Source organism: Chromobacterium sp. FG89 (genome assembly GCF_057808735.1).
Map to the genome: position 1 here is coordinate 16,606 of NZ_JBMDIQ010000013.1, position 20,667 is coordinate 37,272.

At 64.9% G+C, this 20,667-nt stretch carries 22 protein-coding genes; 6 read left to right on the forward strand and 16 right to left on the reverse strand.

What is annotated here, in order from left to right; translation table 11 throughout:
* Window positions 1–161: 161 nt before the first annotated feature.
* The 15 genes from acpS to rpoE form a co-directional block, all read right to left on the reverse strand.
* Window positions 162–551 (reverse strand): holo-ACP synthase, encoded by a 390-nt coding sequence (acpS, locus tag ACODRW_RS14065; RefSeq protein WP_488906003.1) that lies wholly within the window; start codon window positions 549–551, stop codon window positions 162–164.
* Complete coding sequence (locus ACODRW_RS14070) at window positions 548–1,111, reverse strand: metal-dependent hydrolase (RefSeq protein ID WP_488906004.1); 564 nt, start codon at window positions 1,109–1,111, stop codon at window positions 548–550. The genes acpS and ACODRW_RS14070 overlap by 4 nt, the downstream gene beginning before the upstream one ends.
* A gap of 5 nt (window positions 1,112–1,116) precedes the next feature.
* Window positions 1,117–1,842, reverse strand: a complete 726-nt coding sequence (gene pdxJ, locus ACODRW_RS14075) for a pyridoxine 5'-phosphate synthase (protein WP_107799399.1) — start codon at window positions 1,840–1,842, stop codon at window positions 1,117–1,119.
* Between the two features lie 22 nt (window positions 1,843–1,864).
* Complete coding sequence (gene recO / locus ACODRW_RS14080; protein ID WP_486637048.1) at window positions 1,865–2,593, reverse strand: DNA repair protein RecO; 729 nt, start codon at window positions 2,591–2,593, stop codon at window positions 1,865–1,867.
* Window positions 2,590–2,913 (reverse strand): antibiotic biosynthesis monooxygenase family protein, encoded by a 324-nt coding sequence (locus tag ACODRW_RS14085; RefSeq protein ID WP_107799400.1) that lies wholly within the window; start codon window positions 2,911–2,913, stop codon window positions 2,590–2,592. The genes recO and ACODRW_RS14085 overlap by 4 nt, the downstream gene beginning before the upstream one ends.
* A 7-nt stretch (window positions 2,914–2,920) precedes the next feature.
* Window positions 2,921–3,811: a GTPase Era gene (gene era / locus ACODRW_RS14090; RefSeq protein WP_488906005.1), complete on the reverse strand. Its 891-nt coding sequence runs from the start codon at window positions 3,809–3,811 to the stop codon at window positions 2,921–2,923.
* Entirely contained in the window at window positions 3,808–4,527 is a 720-nt protein-coding gene (gene rnc / locus ACODRW_RS14095) for a ribonuclease III (protein WP_370445214.1), read from the reverse strand. Before rnc ends, era begins: the two co-directional genes overlap by 4 nt.
* A complete protein-coding gene (locus ACODRW_RS14100; protein ID WP_107799402.1) occupies window positions 4,524–4,886 on the reverse strand; it encodes a DUF4845 domain-containing protein in 363 nt (120 codons plus the stop codon). Before ACODRW_RS14100 ends, rnc begins: the two co-directional genes overlap by 4 nt.
* Before the next feature lie 31 nt (window positions 4,887–4,917).
* Window positions 4,918–5,886, reverse strand: a complete 969-nt coding sequence (lepB, locus tag ACODRW_RS14105) for a signal peptidase I (RefSeq protein ID WP_199225869.1) — start codon at window positions 5,884–5,886, stop codon at window positions 4,918–4,920.
* Entirely contained in the window at window positions 5,887–7,680 is a 1,794-nt protein-coding gene (gene lepA / locus ACODRW_RS14110; RefSeq protein ID WP_107799403.1) for a translation elongation factor 4, read from the reverse strand. It abuts the gene before it with no gap.
* A 173-nt stretch (window positions 7,681–7,853) separates the two neighbouring features.
* Complete coding sequence (locus ACODRW_RS14115) at window positions 7,854–8,093, reverse strand: glutaredoxin family protein (RefSeq protein ID WP_488906006.1); 240 nt, start codon at window positions 8,091–8,093, stop codon at window positions 7,854–7,856.
* Window positions 8,090–9,508, reverse strand: coding sequence for a DegQ family serine endoprotease (locus ACODRW_RS14120; RefSeq protein ID WP_107799405.1), 1,419 nt, complete (start codon window positions 9,506–9,508; stop codon window positions 8,090–8,092). Before ACODRW_RS14120 ends, ACODRW_RS14115 begins: the two co-directional genes overlap by 4 nt.
* A gap of 229 nt (window positions 9,509–9,737) precedes the next feature.
* Window positions 9,738–10,697, reverse strand: coding sequence for a MucB/RseB C-terminal domain-containing protein (locus ACODRW_RS14125; RefSeq protein WP_107799406.1), 960 nt, complete (start codon window positions 10,695–10,697; stop codon window positions 9,738–9,740).
* A complete protein-coding gene (locus tag ACODRW_RS14130; RefSeq protein WP_107799407.1) occupies window positions 10,698–11,222 on the reverse strand; it encodes a sigma-E factor negative regulatory protein in 525 nt (174 codons plus the stop codon).
* 2 nt (window positions 11,223–11,224) lie between these two features.
* The gene (rpoE, locus tag ACODRW_RS14135; RefSeq protein ID WP_043641588.1) at window positions 11,225–11,824 is read right to left on the reverse strand and encodes an RNA polymerase sigma factor RpoE; all 600 of its coding nucleotides are present in this window, start codon (window positions 11,822–11,824) and stop codon (window positions 11,225–11,227) included.
* Between the two features lie 293 nt (window positions 11,825–12,117).
* On the opposite strand from rpoE, the gene prpB reads away from it, so the two are divergent.
* The 6 genes from prpB (at window position 12,118) to prpF (ending at window position 19,009) form a co-directional block, all read left to right on the forward strand.
* The gene (gene prpB / locus ACODRW_RS14140; protein WP_488906007.1) at window positions 12,118–13,005 is read left to right on the forward strand and encodes a methylisocitrate lyase; all 888 of its coding nucleotides are present in this window, start codon (window positions 12,118–12,120) and stop codon (window positions 13,003–13,005) included.
* Window positions 12,992–13,321, forward strand: coding sequence for a cupin domain-containing protein (locus ACODRW_RS14145; protein WP_107799409.1), 330 nt, complete (start codon window positions 12,992–12,994; stop codon window positions 13,319–13,321). The genes prpB and ACODRW_RS14145 overlap by 14 nt, the downstream gene beginning before the upstream one ends.
* 32 nt (window positions 13,322–13,353) lie before the next feature.
* Window positions 13,354–14,502: a bifunctional 2-methylcitrate synthase/citrate synthase gene (gene prpC / locus ACODRW_RS14150; RefSeq protein WP_253314898.1), complete on the forward strand. Its 1,149-nt coding sequence runs from the start codon at window positions 13,354–13,356 to the stop codon at window positions 14,500–14,502.
* A gap of 55 nt (window positions 14,503–14,557) precedes the next feature.
* A complete protein-coding gene (gene acnD / locus ACODRW_RS14155; RefSeq protein ID WP_488906061.1) occupies window positions 14,558–17,164 on the forward strand; it encodes a Fe/S-dependent 2-methylisocitrate dehydratase AcnD in 2,607 nt (868 codons plus the stop codon).
* A 263-nt stretch (window positions 17,165–17,427) separates the two neighbouring features.
* On the forward strand, window positions 17,428–17,766 hold the full coding sequence (locus ACODRW_RS14160) for an endonuclease domain-containing protein (RefSeq protein ID WP_488906008.1): 339 nt from the start codon (window positions 17,428–17,430) through the stop codon (window positions 17,764–17,766).
* 52 nt (window positions 17,767–17,818) lie between these two features.
* Window positions 17,819–19,009 (forward strand): 2-methylaconitate cis-trans isomerase PrpF, encoded by a 1,191-nt coding sequence (gene prpF / locus ACODRW_RS14165; RefSeq protein WP_488906009.1) that lies wholly within the window; start codon window positions 17,819–17,821, stop codon window positions 19,007–19,009.
* Window positions 19,010–19,016: 7 nt separating this feature from the next.
* Here the strand turns inward: prpF and ACODRW_RS14170 are convergent, their stop codons facing one another.
* Entirely contained in the window at window positions 19,017–20,663 is a 1,647-nt protein-coding gene (locus ACODRW_RS14170; protein WP_488906010.1) for an acyl-CoA dehydrogenase family protein, read from the reverse strand.
* Between the last annotated feature and the right edge of the window lie 4 nt (window positions 20,664–20,667).

Consider the following 20,667-nt stretch of genomic DNA (forward strand, 5'->3'; position numbering starts at 1 on the left):
CGGTTTGCTCTCTCTCTTAGAACCTGTTTACGATCCGCAACGCCTTGTGGAGCGTTACACGGTGAGCACGTCTTCAAAATGCCCATGTACCGTGTGTACACTCCGCTTTTTCAGCCGCAACGCCTTGTCTCGCCCTTGCTCGCGAGATCGTAAACACGTTCTTAGCCGGGCGCGGGGCGCTCCAGCACCACAAAAGCCAGCGCGTGGCCGCGTTCGTCGCTGATGGACAGATGACGCGCGCCCACGCCGCGCCGGCTTAAAAATTCTTCCAATTCTGGGCTTAGCGCCAATAGCGGCTTACCCCATTCATCATGCTCGACCCAGATCGCCGTCAGCAACACCGGCGCGCGCACCCCGGTGCCCAGCGCCTTGGCCAGAGCCTCCTTGACCGCGAAGCGCTTGGCCAGAAAGCGCGCCGGATCGGCGCTGTCGGCGAAAGCCCGCCGCTCGGCCGGGGCCAGCATGTGCCGCCCCAGCTTGAAGCCCCAGCGCTGGAACATCCCCCGCATGCGCTCGATGTCCACCAGATCGGTGCCTATGCCGTAAATCATCGTCCGCCCTCTCCGCGTCCGCTCAGCCAAAAAGCGCGGGACAGCCACAGCAGCAGACAGGGCAGCCAGACGTAAAGCAGCTCCGAACTCAGCACACGCAGCCCCTTGGGGCCCAGCCAGCGGCCGGGCGTCAGCGGCGAGCCTTCGATAGGCCGCCAATCAAACAAGAAGCGCCCCGGATGCCAGGGCATCGCCAAAGCCGGGCCATGGGTGGCGTCGGTCCACATGTCCAGCAAGGCGTGGGAGACCACCGCCAGGCTCAGCACGACAAAAGCGCGTAGCGGCCCCAGCCCCATCCGCGACCACCAGCGGTGCCCGAGCGCGGCCAGCACGCCGCCGGCGATCAAGGCCAGCGTCAGCGAATGAGAGACGCCGCGATGCCCCCAGGGGCTGGCATAGGGAATGCCCAGCTTGAAAGTGATCACGTCCAGATCCGGCAGCATCGCCGCCGCGCCGCACAGCAGCAGCCAGCCGGCCATGCCGGGCGCGCGCAGCGGACACGGCGCGCACAGGCCGGCCAGCGTCGCGCCGGCCAGGGCGTGGGTGACGACGGTGGGCACCGGAATCAGCCGCGCGCGGCCGCCATCAGCGCCTTCATCTCCTTCACCGCCTCGGCGAAGCCGACGAACAGCGCCTGGGCGACGATGGCGTGGCCGATATTCAGTTCCGCGATCTGCGGAATGGCGGCGATCGGCTGCACATTGTGGTAGTTGAGACCGTGGCCGGCGTTGACCACCATACCCAGCTCGGCGGCGAAGGCGGCGGCGTCGCGGATGCGCGCCAGCTCGGCGTCGCGCGCCGCGGCGTCATGGGCGTCGGCGTAAGCGCCGGTGTGCAATTCCACCACGCGCGCGCCGGCGTCCCAGGCGCGCTGGATCTGCGCGCGGTCCGGATCAATGAAGATGGACACGCGGATGCCGGCGTCCAGCAGGCTGCGAGTGTAGCGGCTGACATCGGCGAAATGGCCGATGGCGTCCAGGCCGCCCTCGGTGGTGACTTCCTCGCGCTTTTCCGGCACCAGGCACACGTCTTCCGGCTTCACCGCCAGCGCATTGGCCAGCATTTCCTCGGTCATCGCCATTTCCAGGTTGACCCGGGTCTTGACCACCTGGCGCATCGCCACCACGTCGGCGTCCTGAATGTGACGGCGATCCTCGCGCAGATGCAGGGTGATCAGGTCGGCGCCGGCGGTTTCCGCCACCAGCGCGGCCTCCACCGGGCTGGGATAACGGGTGCCGCGCGCCTGGCGCAAGGTGGCGACGTGATCGATGTTTACGCCCAACAGAATCATATTCACTCCCGATAGCTTAGCCTCAATCCGACAGCGAATTGACGGCCTGTAACAGTTCGCGCGAAGCCAGCGGCTCCTCGCCCAATAAAGCGGTCAACCATACTCGCATCAGCGCCCGCGCTTCAAGCCGGGTGGCCGCAGCCGCGTAATCGTCGGCCTCTATCGCCAGCAGGCTGGCGCCGCTGAGCCGCAGCCCGCGCTCCAGGCTCTGGCCGGCGTCGCGCTCCGGCGCGGCGTTGCCCTGGCACCAATAATCAAGCCCGGCGTCCACGTCCGCGCCGTCGCCGTCGCGCAGCAGGCTGGGCGCGTAGCCCAACACCTGGATCAGCCGCAATTCGTAGCGGCGCAGCACCGCGGCCAGACCGCCTTGCCGCGCCAGGCCGCGCACCGCCGCGTCGTAAACGGCGAAGGCGCGCGGTTCGGGGTCGTCGCGCGCGGTCAGCTTCATCATCAATTCGTTCAGATAAAAGCCGCAGATCAGCGGCAGGCCGGACAGCTGCGGCACGCCGCCGTCCCAGTCTGCGCTGTGCAGGGTGCGCAGTTCGCCCTTGCCGAACCAGGACAGGGTCAAGGGCTGGAAAGGCAGCAGTAGGCCGCGCAGATCGGCCCGCGGCCGCCGCGCGCCGCGCGCCACCACCGAAAAACGGCCGTGCTCGCGGCTGAGCACCTCCACCAGCAAACTGGTTTCCCGGTAGGGCTGCGCGTGCAGCACATAGGCCGGCTGGCGATCCACCCTGCCCGGCTGGCTCATCCGGCGCCCCCGGCCGCCGGCCGCGGGCACACCGCGGCCGCGCTCACATTGAAGGCGAACACCCGATACCAGGCTTCCGGTCCGTAGCGCTGGGCGATCAGGCGCTCCGCGCACTGACGCCAGGCGGCGATGGCCTCGACGCTGTCCCAGTAGGACACGGTGTCCCGTCCCGGCTCTCCGCGCTCCAGGCCCAGGAAGCCGGCCTGACAGGCCGCCAGCCGGGCAATGCGCTCCAGCAAGTCGCGGCTGCCGGGCAAGTCCTGCCCTTGCTGCAGAGAAAAAATCACCGTCCAACAGGACGGCGCCAAATGATAGTGCATGAGGGCTTCAGTCCAGGCCGAATTCCCGCAGGAAGCGAACGTCGTCGGCCCAGCCGGATTTGACCTTGACCCAGACCTGCAGGAAGACCTTGCCGTCGAACAATTTTTCCATGTCCATCCGCGCCTCGGTGGAGATTTTCTTCAGCTTCTCCCCGCCGCGGCCGATGACGATGGGCTTCTGGTTTTCCTTGTCCACCAGCACGCCGATATGGATGCGGCGCAGCTCGCCGTCCATTTCGAACATTTCCACTTCCACGTTCATTTCGTACGGCAGCTCTTCGCCCAGGTAGCGGAACAGCTTCTCGCGCACAATCTCGGCGGCCAGGAAGCGTTCGCTCTTGTCGGTGACCATGTCTTCCGGATACAGCGGCATCGATTCCGGCAGATGCGGACGCACTTGCTCCAGCAGCTCGCTCAGGCGCTGGCCGTGCTTGGCGCTGACCACTTCCACGCCGGCGAAGGCGAATTCCGCCTGCACCTCGGCGATGAAGGCCTGCAGCGCGTCGCGGTCCTTGGCCTTGTCCAGTTTGTTCACCACCAGGATCACCGGGGTACGCTTGGGCAGCAAGGCCATCACTTCGTGGTCCGCGCCGGTGAAGCGCATCGCCTCCAGCACGAACAGCACGCAATCGACGCTGCCCAGCGAGTCCTTGACGCTCTTGTTCAGGGTTTCGTTGAGCGCGCCCTTGTGAAAGGTCTGGAAACCCGGGGTGTCGACGAAGACGAACTGGGCGTTGTTCTCGGTGTGGATGCCGGTGACGCGGTGACGCGTGGTTTGCGCCTTCTTGGACGTGATGCTGATCTTCTGGCCGATCAGATGGTTCATCAGCGTGGACTTGCCGACGTTGGGACGGCCGACGATGGCGACGAAGCCGCAGTGATATTGGATGTCAGTCATATACGTTTCTTGCTCGCAGCGAGTTTTTGTTCCAGCAGGATCAGCGCCGCTTCGGCGGCCTGCTGTTCGGCGGCGCGGCGGCTGCCGCCTTCGCCGGTGGAGCCTATCGCCAGCTCGCCCAGGTCGCATTCCACGCGGAACCATTGCTCATGGGCTTCGCCGCTTTGCGACAGTATCCGGTATTTGGGCAAGGCCAGCTTGCGCGCCTGCAGCGCTTCTTGCAAACGGGTCTTGGCGTCCTTGGCCTGGCGGCTGGTGTCGATGGAGGACACGCGTTCGGCGTAGAGCCTGCGCACCACTTGCTCGGCGCGCAGAAAATCGGAGTCGAAGCTGACCGCGGCGAAAGTGGCTTCCAGCGCGTCGGCGAGGATGGACGGACGGTTGAAACCGCCGCTTTTCAGCTCGCCCTCGCCCAGGTACAGGTAATCGCCCAGCTTCAGTTCGTGGGCGATTTCGGCCAGGGTGTTCTGGTTGACCAGATTGGCGCGCAGCCGCGACAGCTCGCCCTCGGTCAGCTTGGGAAATTGATCGAACAGCATGCGGGCGACGGTGTAATTGAGGATGCTGTCGCCCACGAATTCGAAACGCTCGTTGTTGCCGGCGCCGTAACTGCGATGCGTCAAGGCTTGACGCAGCAACTCCGGCTTCTGAAATGCGTAATCCAGCGCCTGACTCAGGCGCCGGAATCTATTGTCGGTTGGTATCACTTGGCTTATTGCGGGGGCTGGCCCGCTTGGGTATCGAATTTGAACAGCAGGCTGACATTGGAGAACAAGGGCACTTCGCGCTGATAAGCGGCGCGGATGTACACGTAATTGCCGCCGGTCACCACCACCAGGTTTTCACCCTTGATCGAGGCGATGCCGGCCACGGCGGCCCGCTGATTGAAATCCCGGCGAACGGATAGCTCGCCGACATTGCTTTGAGCGGACAAGGCGGTGATCGCCTGGCGCACCTCGGCGTACTCCGAGTACACCGGCATCACCTTCATGCCCAGCACGAGGATCGCGCCCAGCACGATCATCACCAGCAGTACGGAAAACAGCGACAGGCCCTTCTGACGACTGAAATGCATAATGCGCTCCGAGCTTGCGATCTTGCGTTTATCAGTGAATGGTTTTGCCGATGCGGGACAGGTCGCCAAAGTTCATCCAGATCATGAAGGCCTTGCCCACCATCAGCTTGTCGTTGACGAAGCCCCAGTAACGGCCGTCCAGGCTGTTGTCGCGGTTGTCGCCCAGCATGAAGTAATGGCCGGCCGGCACCTTGCAGACAAACCCATTGTCATCATAGCGGCAGTTGTCGCGGAACGGGAAGTCCTGCACCTGGCTCAAAGCCACAGTGGGCGAACCGTCGTTGTTCAGCACCGAGTACGTGCGCGACCCCATGGTTTCCTTGTAGCGCTTGGCGTTGATCATCATCAAGCCCTGCTCCAGGTATTCGTAGTTGCCGTCGTCGGCGTCCGGCAGCGGCTTGCCGTTGACGCTCAGGCGCTTGTCGCGGTACTCGACCACGTCGCCCGGCAGGCCGATGGCGCGCTTGATGTAGTTGACCTTGGGGTTGGGCGGGAAGTTGAACACCACCACGTCGCCGCGCTCCACCTTGTCCACCGGCGCGAACACGGTGTTCAGCACCGGCACGCGCAGGCCGTAGGTGAATTTGTTCACCAGGATGAAATCGCCCACCACCAGGCCCGGACGCATCGAGCTGCTGGGAATCTGGAACGGCTCGGCGATGAAGGAGCGCAGCAGGAACACCACCAGGATCACCGGGAAGAAGCCGCGAGAATAGTCGACGAAATGGCCGGCCGGGGTCTCCGCCGCGCGGCGCTTGGCCAGCACCAGCTTGTCCGCCAGCCATACCGCGCCGGTGATCAGCACGAAGACCAGCATCACCGCGGTGAAGCTCATATAGTTGGACAGCAGGCCGAAGCCGCCGATCAGCACCGCCAGGTAGCCCCATTGCACCGCCTGCGGCCAATCCTTGGCGCCCTCTTGCTTCTTGCCGCCAAAAGCGATCAGCATGCCGCCGATCGCCACCGCCACGACAAACACCCAGAACAGATTTCCGCCCACTTATTTGTCCCCTACTTGAAGGATTGCCAGGAATGCTTCCTGCGGAATTTCCACATTGCCCACCTGCTTCATGCGCTTCTTGCCCGCCTTCTGCTTCTCCAGCAGTTTTTTCTTACGGGTGATGTCGCCGCCGTAGCACTTGGCCAACACGTTCTTGCGCAAGGCCTTGACCGTCTCGCGCGCGATGATGTGGCCGCCGATGGCCGCCTGCACCGCGATATCGAACATCTGACGCGGAATCAGTTCGCGCATCTTGGACACCAGTTCGCGGCCGCGGTAGACGCTGGAGGCGCGGTGCACGATCAGCGACAGCGCGTCCACCTTCTCGCCATTGACCAGCACATCCAGCTTGACCAGATCGGCGCTCTGGAATTCCTTGAATTCGTAATCCAGCGAGGCGTAGCCGCGGCTGGTGGACTTCAGCTTGTCGAAGAAGTCCATCACCACTTCGTTCATCGGCAGATCGTAGGTGAGCATCACCTGACGGCCCATGTACTGCATATTGCGCTGTACGCCGCGCTTCTGGTTGCACAGCGTCATCACCGCGCCGACATAGTCTTGCGGCACCAGGATGGTGGAGGTGATGATGGGTTCGCGCAACTCGTCGTACTTGCCGGCATCCGGCATCCGCGACGGGTTGGACACCACTTCCACCACGCCGTCCTTCATCACCACTTCGTAGTTCACCGTGGGCGCGGTGGTGATCAGGTCCATGTCGAACTCGCGCTCCAGGCGCTCCTGCACGATCTCCAGGTGCAGGAGGCCGAGGAAGCCGCAGCGGAAGCCGAAGCCCAGCGCCTGCGACACTTCCGGCTCGTACTTCAGCGAAGCGTCGTTCAGCTGCAGTTTTTCCAGCGCGTCGCGCAGCGCTTCGTAGTCATGGCTTTCCACCGGATACAGGCCGGCGAATACCTGGGACTGCACTTCCTTGAAGCCCGGCAGCGCCTCGGTGGCCGGCTTGGACACCAGGGTGATGGTGTCGCCGACCTTGGCCGATTTCAATTCCTTGATGCCGGCGATGACGAAACCCACCTCGCCCGCGTTCAGATTCGGACGCTGGACGGATTTGGGCGTGAACACGCCCACCTGCTCGCACAGATGCTCGGCGCCGGTGGCCATGAACTTGATCTTGTCCTTGGGCTTCAGCGAACCGTCGATCACGCGCACCAGCATCACCACACCGACGTAGTTGTCGAACCAGGAGTCGACGATCAAAGCCTTCAGAGGGCCGCCCGCATCGCCCTTTGGCGGCGGAACCTTGCTGACCACTTCTTCCAGAATGTCCTCGATGCCGATGCCGGACTTGGCCGAAGCGCGCACCGCGTCCGCCGCCTCGATGCCGATAATGTCTTCGATTTCCTGGCTGACGCGCTCCGGCTCGGCGGCCGGCAGGTCGATCTTGTTCAGCACCGGCACCACTTCCACGCCCAGCTCGATAGCGGTGTAGCAGTTGGCCACGGTCTGCGCTTCCACGCCTTGCGAGGCGTCCACCACCAGCAGCGCGCCTTCGCAGGCGGACAGCGAGCGCGACACTTCATAGGAAAAGTCCACGTGTCCGGGGGTGTCGATCAGGTTCAGGTTATAGACCTGACCGTCGCGCGCCTTGTAGCTCAAGGCCGCGGTCTGCGCCTTGATGGTGATGCCGCGCTCTTTCTCGATGTCCATCGAGTCCAGCACCTGGGCGCTCATTTCGCGCATTTCCAGGCCGCCACAGAATTGAATGAAGCGGTCGGCCAGGGTCGATTTGCCATGGTCGATATGGGCAATGATCGAGAAATTTCGAATGTTTTTCATGATATCCAGCAAAAGATAAGGGCACGCTAGCGTGCCCGGAACTGCCGATGGAAGCCGCGGGCCTGATGAAAGCGGCTCATCATCAGGATTGCGACCTCTAAAGCCGTTAACAGCCCATCCAGCAAGCGGGGGCACCCAAGTGCCCCCGATATAAACTCACACTGGCGCGGATTTTAGCCGATTTCGCCCAAATGTGCAGCCAATGCGGCCTGATCCAGGCGCCAATGGCAGATTTCGGTCTCATCCGCCATCAGAACCGGCACCAGTTCGTTGAAGCGGCGCTCCAGCTTCGGGTCGGCGTCGACATCGACGACGTCCAGCTCGAAGCCGTAGCGCTCGCGCCAGGGCTGCAGCTCGGCCAGCATCTGATGGCACAAGCTGCAGTATTCGCGGAAATACAGCGTCAGTCTCACTTGCCGTCGCCCACCGGCAGCGGGATGAACTGGGTAATCCCCTGACGCAGCACTTGCAGCGCGATCGACGAGCCCTTCTTGGCCGCGGACAAGGCGGACTTCAGCTGCTCGACATTGGCCAGCGGCTCGCTGCCGATGCCCACGATCACGTCGCCCGGCTGAATGCCCGCGCGCATCGCCACATTATTGGCGCCGCGCACCAGCAGGCCGTACTTGATGCCGGCGCGCTGCAACTGCGCCGGATTCAGCACCTGCAGCCGCAAACCGATCTGCGAGAAGCTCTGCTCGGCCGGACGCTCCTGCTGCGAGCCGCGGTATTCGCGCTGCGCCAGCCTCGGGTCCTGATCCTGCTGCTCCACCGGCACCACCTTGGCCGACACCGCGGCGCGAGCGCGCCACAGGCCCAAGGTCACCGGCTTGCCGGGCGGAATGCTGCCGATCAGCCGCTGCAGATCGGAGCCGGATTCAACCGGCTTGCCGTCCACTTGCTGGATGATGTCGCCGGGCTTGACGCCGGCCTTGGCCGCCGGGCCGCCCGGCTCCACCGCGTTGATCAACGCGCCGGCCGGCTTGGCCAGGCCGAAGGAGGCGGCCAGATCCTGGCTCAACTCCTGGATCACCACGCCGATCTTGCCGCGGCTGACATGGCCCTTGGCCTTCAGCTGAGCCACCACGTCCATCGCCACGTCGATGGGGATGGCGAAGGAAATGCCCATGAAACCGCCGGAACGGCTGAAGATCTGGGAATTGACGCCCACCACTTCGCCCCTGGCGTTGAACAGCGGGCCGCCGGAATTGCCGGGGTTGATCGCGGCGTCGGTCTGAATGAAGGGCACGAAGGTTTCATCCGGCAGCATGCGGTTCTTGCCGGAGACGATGCCGGAAGTGGCGGTGTTCTCGAAGCCGAACGGCGAGCCGATGGCCAACACGCCCTCGCCCACTTTCAAGGCGTTGGCGTCGCCGCGGCGCACCACCGGCAGCTTGTCGGCCTCAATCTTCAACAACGCCACGTCGGTGCGGGCGTCGGAGCCTATCACCTTGGCCTTGTACTCGCGCTTGTCCGTCAGCTTGACGGTGATTTCATCGGCGCGGGCCACCACGTGCGCATTGGTCAGCACATAGCCGTCGGCGGAAATGATGAAACCGGAACCCAGCGACGACTCCTGCCGCTCCTGGGCGCGCGGCGGCGCGAAACGACGGAAGAATTCAAAGAAGGGGTCGCCGCTCATGCCCTCGGGCAGATCGTTGCTGACCTCGCGCACCGTGGACTTGGTGCTGATGTTGACGACGGCCTTGCCCTCGTTAGAGACAATCTGGCTGAAGTCCGGCAGTTCCGCGGCCATTGCAGCGGGCACCGCGCCCGCCATAATAGAGGCCGCCAGCATGGCGGAAACAATCAGTTTTTTAACCGGCATGAGCGCTCCATCTTGATATGTTGTGTTTGAGACGCGCCGACGGAAGCCGGCTGGGGAATTTCAGCGTCGAACCGGCCGCGCGCCAGGCGCCCGGCCGCGGCGTTCGCCGCCGAGAAAAACAGGAAAGCCGGCGTCAAGGCGCCGGCGCCACCCGGTCCGTTCCGCGCAAGCGCGCCGCCGGAGGCCGGGCCTCCGGACGGGCTTGCAGGAACGTCCACGAGCTTGGCCGTCATGGCTTGAGGCTGACTTTCAACCCTTTCAGCAGCCCCATCATCGCCGGCTCGGGCATATCGCCCACCGCGGTCAGCTGATAGCTGCCTTGCGGACCGGTGGCCATATTGATGGCGCCGTGCAGATTGCTGCTACGTTCCAGCCGCGCGCCTTCCGGCTGCGTCTCGACGAACAGCGACAGCATCACCAAGCCGTCGGAATACACCATGTGGCGCACCGACTTGCCCGCCTGGCCCGGCAGACTGCGCTGCACCGAGCGCAGCAGATGGAAGCCGTTGGGCAGCCCGGACACATCGTTGTCCACTTGCGCGCCGGCCTGCGGCGTCGACGCGCCGCCGGAGCGCAGCAGGAACTTCTGCGCGAACTTGGGCCGATAGGCTCGCTTGTCCTTGGGGCCGTTCAGGTCGATGTCGGTGAAGGTGAACTGCTCCACCGCCTCGCCCTTGGGCGACAAGGTCACCATCTTCAAAGGCAGCGAGGTCAGCGGCTCCACGCACATGCGCAGGCTGTAGCGCTGCCTGTCCTTGGGCCGCAGCTCCAGCAGATTGCAATCGCGCTGAGCCACCCGGTCGCTGCCCACGTGCTTGAGCGCATACGACTGGTTGATCTCGCTCATGTCCTCCGGCAGCAAGGCCGGAAACAGGCGCATCGCGCTGATCTTGGCCGCGTTCAAGGCTTTCTTGTCCGGCGCGAAACAGGCCAGCTCATTGCCTTTGCGGACAATTTCGCGGGAAGGCCCGTCCAAGGACGTCCGCTTTTCCCGCATGGCTTCGCCTTGGCCTTCCCTGACGATGTGGAAGGTTTCCAGCGTGCCGTTCATCTGGTGCAGATAGGTGCCGTTCAGCGCCTGCTGGCGTCCGGCAGCCGCCACATTGCGCAGCAGCTGCCAGTCATCCTCTGCATGGGCGGCAGGCGCGGCCGCCACAACCATCAAACTGATCAGAGGAATTACACGCATTTAACGGCGAGCTCCGTTTCCGTAGGATACTTTCATATTGCCTTGTTCGGAGGTCACTTCCTGATGAGCCAGCAGATAGGGGTCGTCGCGCTCGGGCTGGCTGGCTTGCGCCGGCTGGGCCACTTGCACCGGCACGCCCTTGTCCGCCACCAGCGAGGCCGGCTCGCCGCGGTGCGAGAGCTGCTGCCAGCCCACCACGGCGGCGAAGCTCACGCTGGCGGCCAGCGCCACCGCGCCTGCGGTGCGGACGCTGGCGACCAAGGCCACCCCGCCTGCGGCGCGGCCGCGCGCCGGGCGCAACCAGCGCCGCGGCGCAAGCACCGTGGGCTCGTCCGCCAGCCGGCTGGCGACCTGCTCTCGCACATTGAGCGCAACCATGCGGTTGGCGCGCATCGCGTCGCCAATCAAGTGATACTCGCCCCAGGCGGCATCCAGTTGCTTGTCAGATGAAATGGAGGCGATGGCTCTGCCTATGTCAGAGTCGTCCAGTTCGCCATCCATCATCGCGGATATCGTTTCTTTCATACCTACCACCTTCTGTTCTTGGCCGTATCCAGCAAAGGCCTGAGCTCGGCAGCAATCGCCTCGCGCGCTCGGAAAATCCGCGAGCGCACGGTGCCTATCGGGCAATCCATCACCTTGGCGATTTCATCGTAGGATAGACCGTCCATTTCCCTGAGCGAAATTGCGGTTCTTAGTTCCTCCGGCAAAGCCTCCACGGCGGCATTGACCGTTGCCAGAATCTCCTTGTTCATCAGCTCGGTTTCGGGCGTGTTCAGGTCGGGCAGCTGCGACGCCATGTCGAAGCTCTCGCCGTCCTCGTCCTCTATCTCGCTGTTGACCACCGGACGACGTCCGGAGGCGCTAAGGAAATTCTTGGCAGTATTGATGCCGATTCTGTACAGCCATGTGTAAAACGCGCTCTCGCCACGAAACGACGGCAAGGCACGATACGCTTTGACAAACGCCTCTTGCGTCACATCCTCGATGTCTGCGCCGTCGCGGATAAACCGCGACAACAACCTGGCGAGACGTCGCTGATACTTGGCAACAAGCAGATCGAAAGCTCTTTTTTCACCTCGCTGGGCACGCTCCACCAACTGTTGATCGAGATCCCGATCACTCATGTCGTTGTTATGCTCCCTGATTTGCCCACTAGTCGTGTTTGTGGTCGTTGTATGTGGACTGTGACTAGACCACCGCGCTTGCGATGAGTTCCCCCACGCGATTCAGCAGCGAAACATAACAGACCTCGAACAAAACTTGAACATTTGTTTTAACCGTATTGCCAGCGCTCAAACCAGCCCTTACACTCCTACCAAGCACTTGCTTGAATGACATAGAGATAACAATGCAAAGCCAAATAGTTTCCGACTTCACGGCTTTGCCGTTTCTCCGCAACTTTTAGGAATCCAACGCGATGAGCACTCCCGGCCAACGCTTCCGTCTGGCGGTAGCACAAGAACAGCCCTTGCAGGTGGTGGGCGCGGTCAACGCCTACGCCGCCCGGCTGGCCGAGCACTCCGGCTTCAAGGCGCTGTATCTGTCCGGCGGCGGCGTGGCCGCCTGCTCCTGCGGCATTCCGGACCTGGGCATCACCACGTTGGAAGACGTGCTGATCGACGTGCGCCGCATCACCGACGTCACCGAGCTGCCGCTCCTGGTGGACATCGACACCGGCTGGGGCGGCGCCTTCAATATCGCCCGCGCAGTCCGCAGCCTGGAGAAGGCCGGCGCCGCCGCGGTGCATATCGAGGACCAGGTGCAGCAAAAACGCTGCGGCCATCGCCCCAACAAGGCCATCGTCAGCCAGGAGGAAATGGTGGACCGCGTCAAGGCGGCGGTGGACGCGCGCCGCGACGACGGCTTCGTGATCATGGCGCGCACCGACGCGCTGGCGGTGGAGGGCCTGGACGCCGCCATCGCGCGCGCCGTCGCCTGCGTCGAGGCCGGCGCAGACATGATCTTCCCGGAGGCGATGACCGATCTGGCCATGTACCGCCGCTTCGCCGAGGCGGTGAAAGTGCCGGTGCTGGCCAATATCACCGAGTTCGGCGCCACCCCGCTGTTCAATACCCGCGAGCTGGGCGAACACGGCGTCGGCCTGGTGCTCTATCCCTTGTCCGCCTTCCGCGCGATGAGCCAGGCCGCGCTCGACGTCTACGGCGCGATCCGCCGCGACGGCGGCCAACAGGCGGTGCTGGACACCATGCAGACGCGCGCCGATCTGTACAGCCATCTGGACTACCACGCCTACGAACAAAAGCTGGACGCGCTGTTCCGCCAGGAAGGCCATGGTGCCGAATAATCTGTTTGGCGACATCCCGGCGCAGTTGCCGGAAGAGTTGCTGCAGACTTTATTCAGCGGCGCGAAAGGCTTTCGCGTCGAGCGCATCGTCTCGCGCGGCCATGCTTCGCCGGAGGGATTCTGGTACGAACAGGACGAAGATGAATGGGTTCTGCTGCTGTCCGGCGCGGCGGAACTGGAATACCAGGACCCGCCCCGGCGTCTCAGGCTGAAACCGGGCGATTGCGTGGCCATCCCCGCGCGTCGCCGGCACCGGGTGGCCTGGACCGAGCCGGAGCGGGACAGCGTCTGGCTGGCCGTTTTCTACGAAAAATAATCATTCCGCAGGTCTGCGATCAGGAGAAAAGCATGAGCGAAACCGTTGTTGGCATCAAACCCAAGAAATCCGTAGCCCTGTCCGGCGTCGCCGCCGGCAATACCGCGCTGTGCACCGTGGGCCGCAGCGGCAACGACCTACACTACCGCGGCTACGACATCCTCGACCTCGCCGGCCGTTGCGAATTCGAGGAAGTGGCCTATCTGCTGGTTCACGGCAAGCTGCCGAACAAGGCCGAGCTGGTCGGCTACAAGAAAAAGCTGAAATCGCTGCGCGGCCTGCCGGCGGCGGTGAAGGCGGTGCTGGAGGCGCTGCCGGCCAGCGCCCATCCCATGGACGTGATGCGCAGCGGCGTGTCCGCGCTGGGCTGCGCGCTGCCGGAGAAGGACGATCACAACCAGGCCGGCGCGCGCGACATCGCCGACCGGCTGATGGCCAGCCTGGGCTCAATGCTGCTGTACTGGCATCATTTCAGCCACAACGGCAAGCGCATCGAGGTGGAAACCGACGACGACAGCATAGGCGGCCACTTCCTGCACCTGCTGCACGGCGAAAAACCGTCTCAGGAATGGGTACGCGCGATGCACACCTCGCTCAATCTATACGCCGAGCATGAATTCAACGCCTCCACCTTCGCCGCCCGCGTCATCGCCGGCACCGGCTCGGACTTGTACAGCGCCGTCACCGGCGCCATCGGCGCCTTGCGCGGCCCCAAGCACGGCGGCGCCAACGAAGTGGCTTTCGACATTCAGCAACGCTATGAAAGCCCGGCCGAAGCCGAGGCCGACATCCGCGAGCGCGTGGAGCGCAAGGAAGTGGTGATCGGCTTCGGCCACCCGGTCTACACCATCTCCGATCCGCGCAACAAGGTGATCAAGGACGTGGCGCGCGAACTGTCCAAGTCCGCCGGCAACAGCAAGATGTTCGACATCGCCGAACGGCTGGAAACCGTGATGTGGGACATCAAGAAGATGTTCCCCAATCTGGACTGGTTTTCCGCGGTCAGTTACCACATGATGGGCGTGCCCACCGCCATGTTCACCCCGCTGTTCGTCATCGCCCGCACCAGCGGCTGGAGCGCGCACGTGATCGAGCAGCGCCAGGACGGCAAGATCATCCGCCCCAGCGCCAATTACGTCGGCCCGGAAGACCAGGTCTTCGTGCCGCTGGAACAGCGCTGACCGGACCGGGGGCCGTCGCGCCCCCGCCCCTGATTTTCAAATTGGCCAAGACATGATGAATTCCGCTTACCGCATTCCCCTGCCCGGCACCGGGCTCGACTATTTCGACGCCCGCGCCGCCGTCGACGCCATCCGCCCCGGCGCCTGGGAGCAACTGCCCTACACCGGCCGCGTCCACGCCGAAAACCTGGTGCGCCGCTGCGAACCGGCGCTGCTGGGCGACTGCCTGGAGCAAATCGCCCATCGCAAGCGCGAGCGCGATTTCCCCTGGTTTCCGGCGCGCGTGGTCTGTCACGACATCCTGGGCCAGACCGCCCTGGTGGACCTGGCCGGCCTGCGCGACGCCATCGCCGATCAGGGCGGCGACCCGGCCCAGGTCAATCCGGTGGTGCCGGTGCAGTTGATCGTCGACCATTCGCTGGCGGTGGAATGCGGCGGCTTCGACCCGCAGGCTTTCGAAAAGAACCGCGCGATCGAAGACCGGCGCAACGAAGACCGCTTCCATTTCATCGAGTGGACCAAGAGCGCCTTCGACAATGTCGACGTGATCCCCGCCGGCAACGGCATCATGCACCAGATCAATCTGGAGAAAATGTCGCCGGTGATCCACGCCGACAACGGCGTGGCCTACCCGGACACCTGTGTCGGCACCGACAGCCACACCCCGCACGTGGACGCGCTGGGCGTGATCGCCGTCGGCGTCGGCGGTCTGGAAGCGGAAAACGTGATGCTGGGCCGCGCCTCCTGGATGCGGCTGCCGGACATCGTCGGCGTGGAACTGTCCGGCAAGCCCGGCCCAGGCATCACCGCCACCGACGTGGTGCTGGCGCTGACCGAATTCCTGCGCCAGCAGAAAGTGGTGGGCGCTTATCTGGAGTTCTACGGCCCGGGCGCCGCGGCGCTGACCCTGGGCGACCGCGCCACCATCTCCAATATGGCGCCGGAGTACGGCGCCACCGCGGCCTTGTTCTTCATCGACGAGCAGACCCTCTCCTATCTGAAGCTGACCGGCCGCAGCGATGAGCAGGTCCGGCTGGTGGAAAGCTACGCCAAGACCGCCGGCCTGTGGGCCGACACGCTGCAAAACGTCGTGTATGAGCGAGTGCTGCGCTTCGACCTGTCCAGCGTGGGCCGCAACCTGGCCGGCCCGTCCAACCCGCACAAGCGGCTGCCGGTGTCGGCGCTGGCCGAACGCGGCATTGCCGTCAATCTGGCGCAGGCGCGCGCGGAGGAGGCCCAAGGCCTGATGCCGGACGGCGCGGTGATCATCGCCGCCATCACCAGCTGCACCAATACCTCCAACCCGCGCAATGTGATCGCCGCCGGCCTGCTGGCGCGCAACGCCAACCGGCTGGGCCTCGCCCGCAAACCCTGGGTGAAGTCCTCGCTGGCGCCCGGCTCCAAGGCGGTTGAGCTCTATCTGAAGGAAGCCGGCCTGCTGTCCGAGCTGGAACAGCTGGGCTTCGGCATCGTCGCCTTCGCCTGCACCACCTGCAACGGCATGTCCGGCGCGCTGGAGCCCAAGATCCAGCAGGAGATTGTGGAACGCGATCTGTACGCGACGGCGGTGCTGTCCGGCAACCGCAACTTCGACGGCCGCATCCACCCCTACGCCAAACAGGCCTTCCTGGCCTCGCCGCCGCTGGTGATCGCCTACGCCATCGCCGGCACCATGCGCTTCGACATCGAAAAAGACGTGTTGGGCGTCGCCGACGGCAAGGAGATCCGGCTCAAGGACATCTGGCCGGACGACGCGGAGATAGACGCGGTGCTGCGCCGGGCGGTCAAGCCCGAACATTTCCGCCAGGTCTACGAGCCGATGTTCGCCATCCGGCGCGATGGCGCCGCCAAGGCCAGCCCGCTGTACGCATGGCGGCCGCAGTCCACCTATATCCGCCGCCCGCCGTACTGGGAGGGCGCGCTGGCCGGCGAGCGCACGCTGCGCGGCATGCGTCCGCTGGCCCTGCTGCCGGACAATATCACCACCGACCACCTGTCGCCTTCCAACGCCATTCTGCTGGACTCGGCGGCCGGCGAATACCTGGCGAAAATGGGCCTGCCGGAGGAGGACTTCAACTCCTACGCCACCCACCGCGGCGACCACCTGACCGCGCAGCGCGCCACCTTCGCCAACCCCAAGCTGTTCAATGAAATGGTGTTGAACGAAGACGGCTCGGTACGCCAGGGCTCGCTGGCGCGCGTGGAGCCTGAAGGCGAGACGATGCGGATGTGGGAGGCGATCGAAACCTATATGCGGCGCAAGCAGCCGCTGATCATCGTCGCCGGCGCCGACTACGGCCAGGGCAGTTCGCGCGACTGGGCGGCCAAGGGCGTGCGCCTGGCCGGCGTCGAGGCCATCGTCGCCGAAGGCTTCGAGCGCATCCACCGCACCAATCTGATCGGCATGGGCGTGCTGCCGCTGGAGTTCAAACCCGGCGTCAACCGCAAGACGCTGGCGCTGGACGGCAGCGAGACTTACGACGTGATCGGCCAGCGCCAGCCGCACGCCGAGCTGACGCTGCTGATCCACCTCAAGGACGGCCGCACGGAGCAAGCGCCGGTGACCTGTAGGCTGGACACCGCGGAAGAAGTGTCTATCTACGAGGCAGGCGGCGTGCTGCAGCGTTTCGCCCAGGACTTTTTGGAGGGGGCGGGAGGCTGAACCCCTCTCCCCCGGCCCCTCTCCCTCAAGGGGAGAGGGGAGATACCACAGGACGGTTTTACTATCGGTATTTGTAGGGATGTCGCCGCTTAATGTAAGGCGAAAACACTCCAATCCTCTCTTGCAGGAGAGAAAAAACGCCACGAAATCGCTTTGCCGCCTGCAGTTGAGATGACAGCTTAGTTGCGGCAGAAATAGCGGCAGAGCATTAACGACTCAGCAAGCCCCTCTCCCCCTGCGGGAGAGGGGTTGGGGAGAGGGGTATGCGCCAGCTCGATTTCGCCAAGTCCTTACGGCGCAATATGACCGATGCCGAACAGCGACTCTGGAAGCAGCTCCGCGCCCACCGGCTGAACGGCGAGAAATTCCGCCGCCAACAGCCGATCGGCCCCTACATCGTCGATTTCGTCCACTTCGGCTCGCGGCTAATCATAGAGGCGGACGGCGGCCAGCATCATGAAAGCCGCGGCGACGCCGCTCGCGACGCTTGGCTGCAGGCGCAGGGCTTCAGAGTCATGCACTTCTGGAACAACGATATTCTGCACAATCAGGACGCGGTCCTAGAAGCGATCTGGCAAGCGCTAAGCGCCCGGACACAATGAACACAGCGGCGTCCCGACAACGGAACCGCCGCAAGCACAGGAAAAACAGCATATGACTCAGTCTGCCCAGATCCGCATCCCCGCCACCTATATGCGCGGCGGCACCAGCAAGGGCGTGTTCTTCCGTTTGCAGGACTTGCCGGAGGCCGCGCGCCGGCCGGGCGCGGCGCGCGACGCGCTGCTGCTGCGCGTGATCGGCAGCCCGGACCCTTACGGCAAGCAGATAGACGGCATGGGCGGGGCCAGCTCCAGCACCAGCAAGACCGTGATCGTGTCCCCCTCCTCGCGCCCGGGCCACGACGTCGATTATCTGTTCGGCCAGGTCGGCATAGACAAAGCCTTCGTCGACTGGAGCGGCAACTGCGGCAATCTGTCCGCCGCGGTCGGCCCCTTCGCCATCGCCGGCGGCCTGATCGATCCGGCGCGCATTCCCGCCAACGGCGTATGCAGCGTGCGCATCTGGCAGGCCAATATCGGCAAGACCATCATCGCCCATGTGCCCATCACCGCAGGCCAGGTGCAGGAAACCGGGGATTTCGAGCTGGACGGCGTCACCTTCCCCGCCGCCGAGATCGCGCTGGAGTTCCTGGACCCGGCCGATGAAGGCGATGGCGACGGCGGCGCGATGTTCCCCACCGGCCAGTTGGTGGACACGCTGGAAGTCCCCGGCGTCGGCGTCTTCCCGGCCACGCTGATCAACGCCGGCATCCCCACCATCTTCGTCAAGGCCGCCGACATCGGCTACAGCGGCGCCGAGTCGCAGGACGCGATCAACGCCGACCCGGCGGCGCTGGCGCGCTTCGAGGCCATCCGGGCCCACGGCGCGCTGAAGATGGGTTTGATTGAAACGCTGGGAGAAATCGCCAGCCGCCAGCACACGCCCAAAATCGCCTTCGTCGCGCCGCCGGCCGACTACACCGCCTCCAGCGGCAAGCCGGTGCGCGCCGCCGACATCGACCTCCTGGCGCGGGCCATGTCCATGGGCAAGCTGCATCACGCGATGATGGGCACCGCCGCGGTGGCCATAGGCACCGCCGCGGCCATTCCCGGCACCCTGGTCAACCTGGCCGCCGGCGGCGGCAAGCGCCGGATGGTGCGCTTCGGCCATCCGTCCGGCACCTTGCGCGTCGGCGCCGAAGCCCGTCAGGAAAACGGCGCCTGGACGGTGACCAAGGCGGTGATGAGCCGCAGCGCGCGGGTGTTGATGGAGGGGTGGGTGCGGGTGCCGGGCGACGCGCTCTGAGTCCGACTCAGACCGGCAAGGCGCGCTGCAGGATAGCCTCGATATCCAGCCGGCTTCCGTTCAGCGCGCCGGCCACCCGCCCCCATTGCCCGTCGTCCAAACGGCTGGCGATAAAACCCTGGGCCGAAGCCGACGGCGCATGGCGCGCTAACAGGCAGGCCTGCGCCGTCAGCGCCAGCAACTGGGCGAAACGCCGCCCCAAAGGCTCAAGTTCGGCCGGCCTGGCGGCCATCTGGCGCAATTGCGCCAGCGCCGCCGCCAGCGCCGGCTCACCGCCGGACAGGCCGGCCAAATCCTCCAGCAGCGCCTGCCAGGCTTCGGGCTCGCGCTGCAGCGCGCGGATCAGATCCAGGCACATCACATTGCCGGAGCCCTCCCAGATCGAATTCAGCGGCGCTTCGCGATACAGGCGCGCCATCGGTCCGTCGACATAGCCGTTGCCGCCGAACACTTCCATCGCCTCGCCGCTGAGCTCCACCGCGCGCTTGCACACCCAGAACTTGGCCGCCGGCGTGACGATGCGCTTCCAACCCCGCTGCGCCGGCGCGTCCTCTCGTTCAAAGGCCTCGGACAAGCGCGCCGCCAATTGCAGCGCCGCCTCGCTTTCCAGCGCCAGGTCCGCCAACACCGCGCGCATCAGCGGCTGCTCGGCCAGCCGCTTGCCGAAGGCCATGCGCCGCCGCGCGTAAGCCAGCGCCTGCACCGCGCCCTGGCGCAGCAGCGCGGCGCTGCCGATCACGCAGTTGAGCCGGGTGTAGCCGGCCATTTCGATGATGGTGGGAATGCCGCGGCCCTCCTCGCCGATCAGCACGCCCCAGGCGTCCTGGAACTCCACCTCGCACCCGGCGTTGCTGCGATTGCCCACCTTGTCCTTCAGGCGCTGGATCCGCACCGCGTTGCGCTCGCCGTCCGGCCGCCAGCGCGGCAGATAGAAGCAGCACGGCGCGCCGTCGGCGGTCTTGGCCACCACCAGATGGGCGTCGCACATCGGCGCCGACCAGAACCACTTATGGCCGCGCAGCAGGTATTCTCCGCCGCGGCCCCCGGCGCCCAAGGGCGTCGCCTGCGTGGTGTTGGCGCGCACGTCGGAACCGCCCTGCTTCTCGGTCATGCCCATGCCTATCCAGGCCGACGTCTTGCGTTCCAGCGGCAGATCGCGGCTGTCGTGAACGCGGCTGAACAGCTTGTCGCCCAGCTGCGCCCACAGCGCCGGCTCGCGCCGCAGCAAGGGAATGGCGGCCTGGGTCATCGTCGCCGGGCACAAGCTGCCGGCCTCCACCTGGCCATGCAGATAGAGGCCGGCCATCGCAGCGGTCCAGCGTCCCGGCCGCTGACTGTCGAAAGGCAGGCTCACCAGGCCTTGCTCACGATACAGCGCCAAGAACTGGTGCCAGGCCGGGTGGGAATCCACCTGGTCGACGCGACGGCCGCGGCGATCGAAAGCCCGCAACTCCGGCGCATGGCGGTTGGCTTGCTCGGCCAGTTCGAAGCTGTCCGCCCGCCCCAGGCGCTCGCCGTAGGCGCTGAGCCCGGCCTCGGCCCAGCCCGCGTCGGCGCGCCGCAGCGCCTCGCGCAAGGCCGGGTCGCTGTCGTACAGCGAGTAATCCGCCAGTTCTTCGTACTGGTTGCTCACTTCATGGGTTTGCCAGATCATCGTT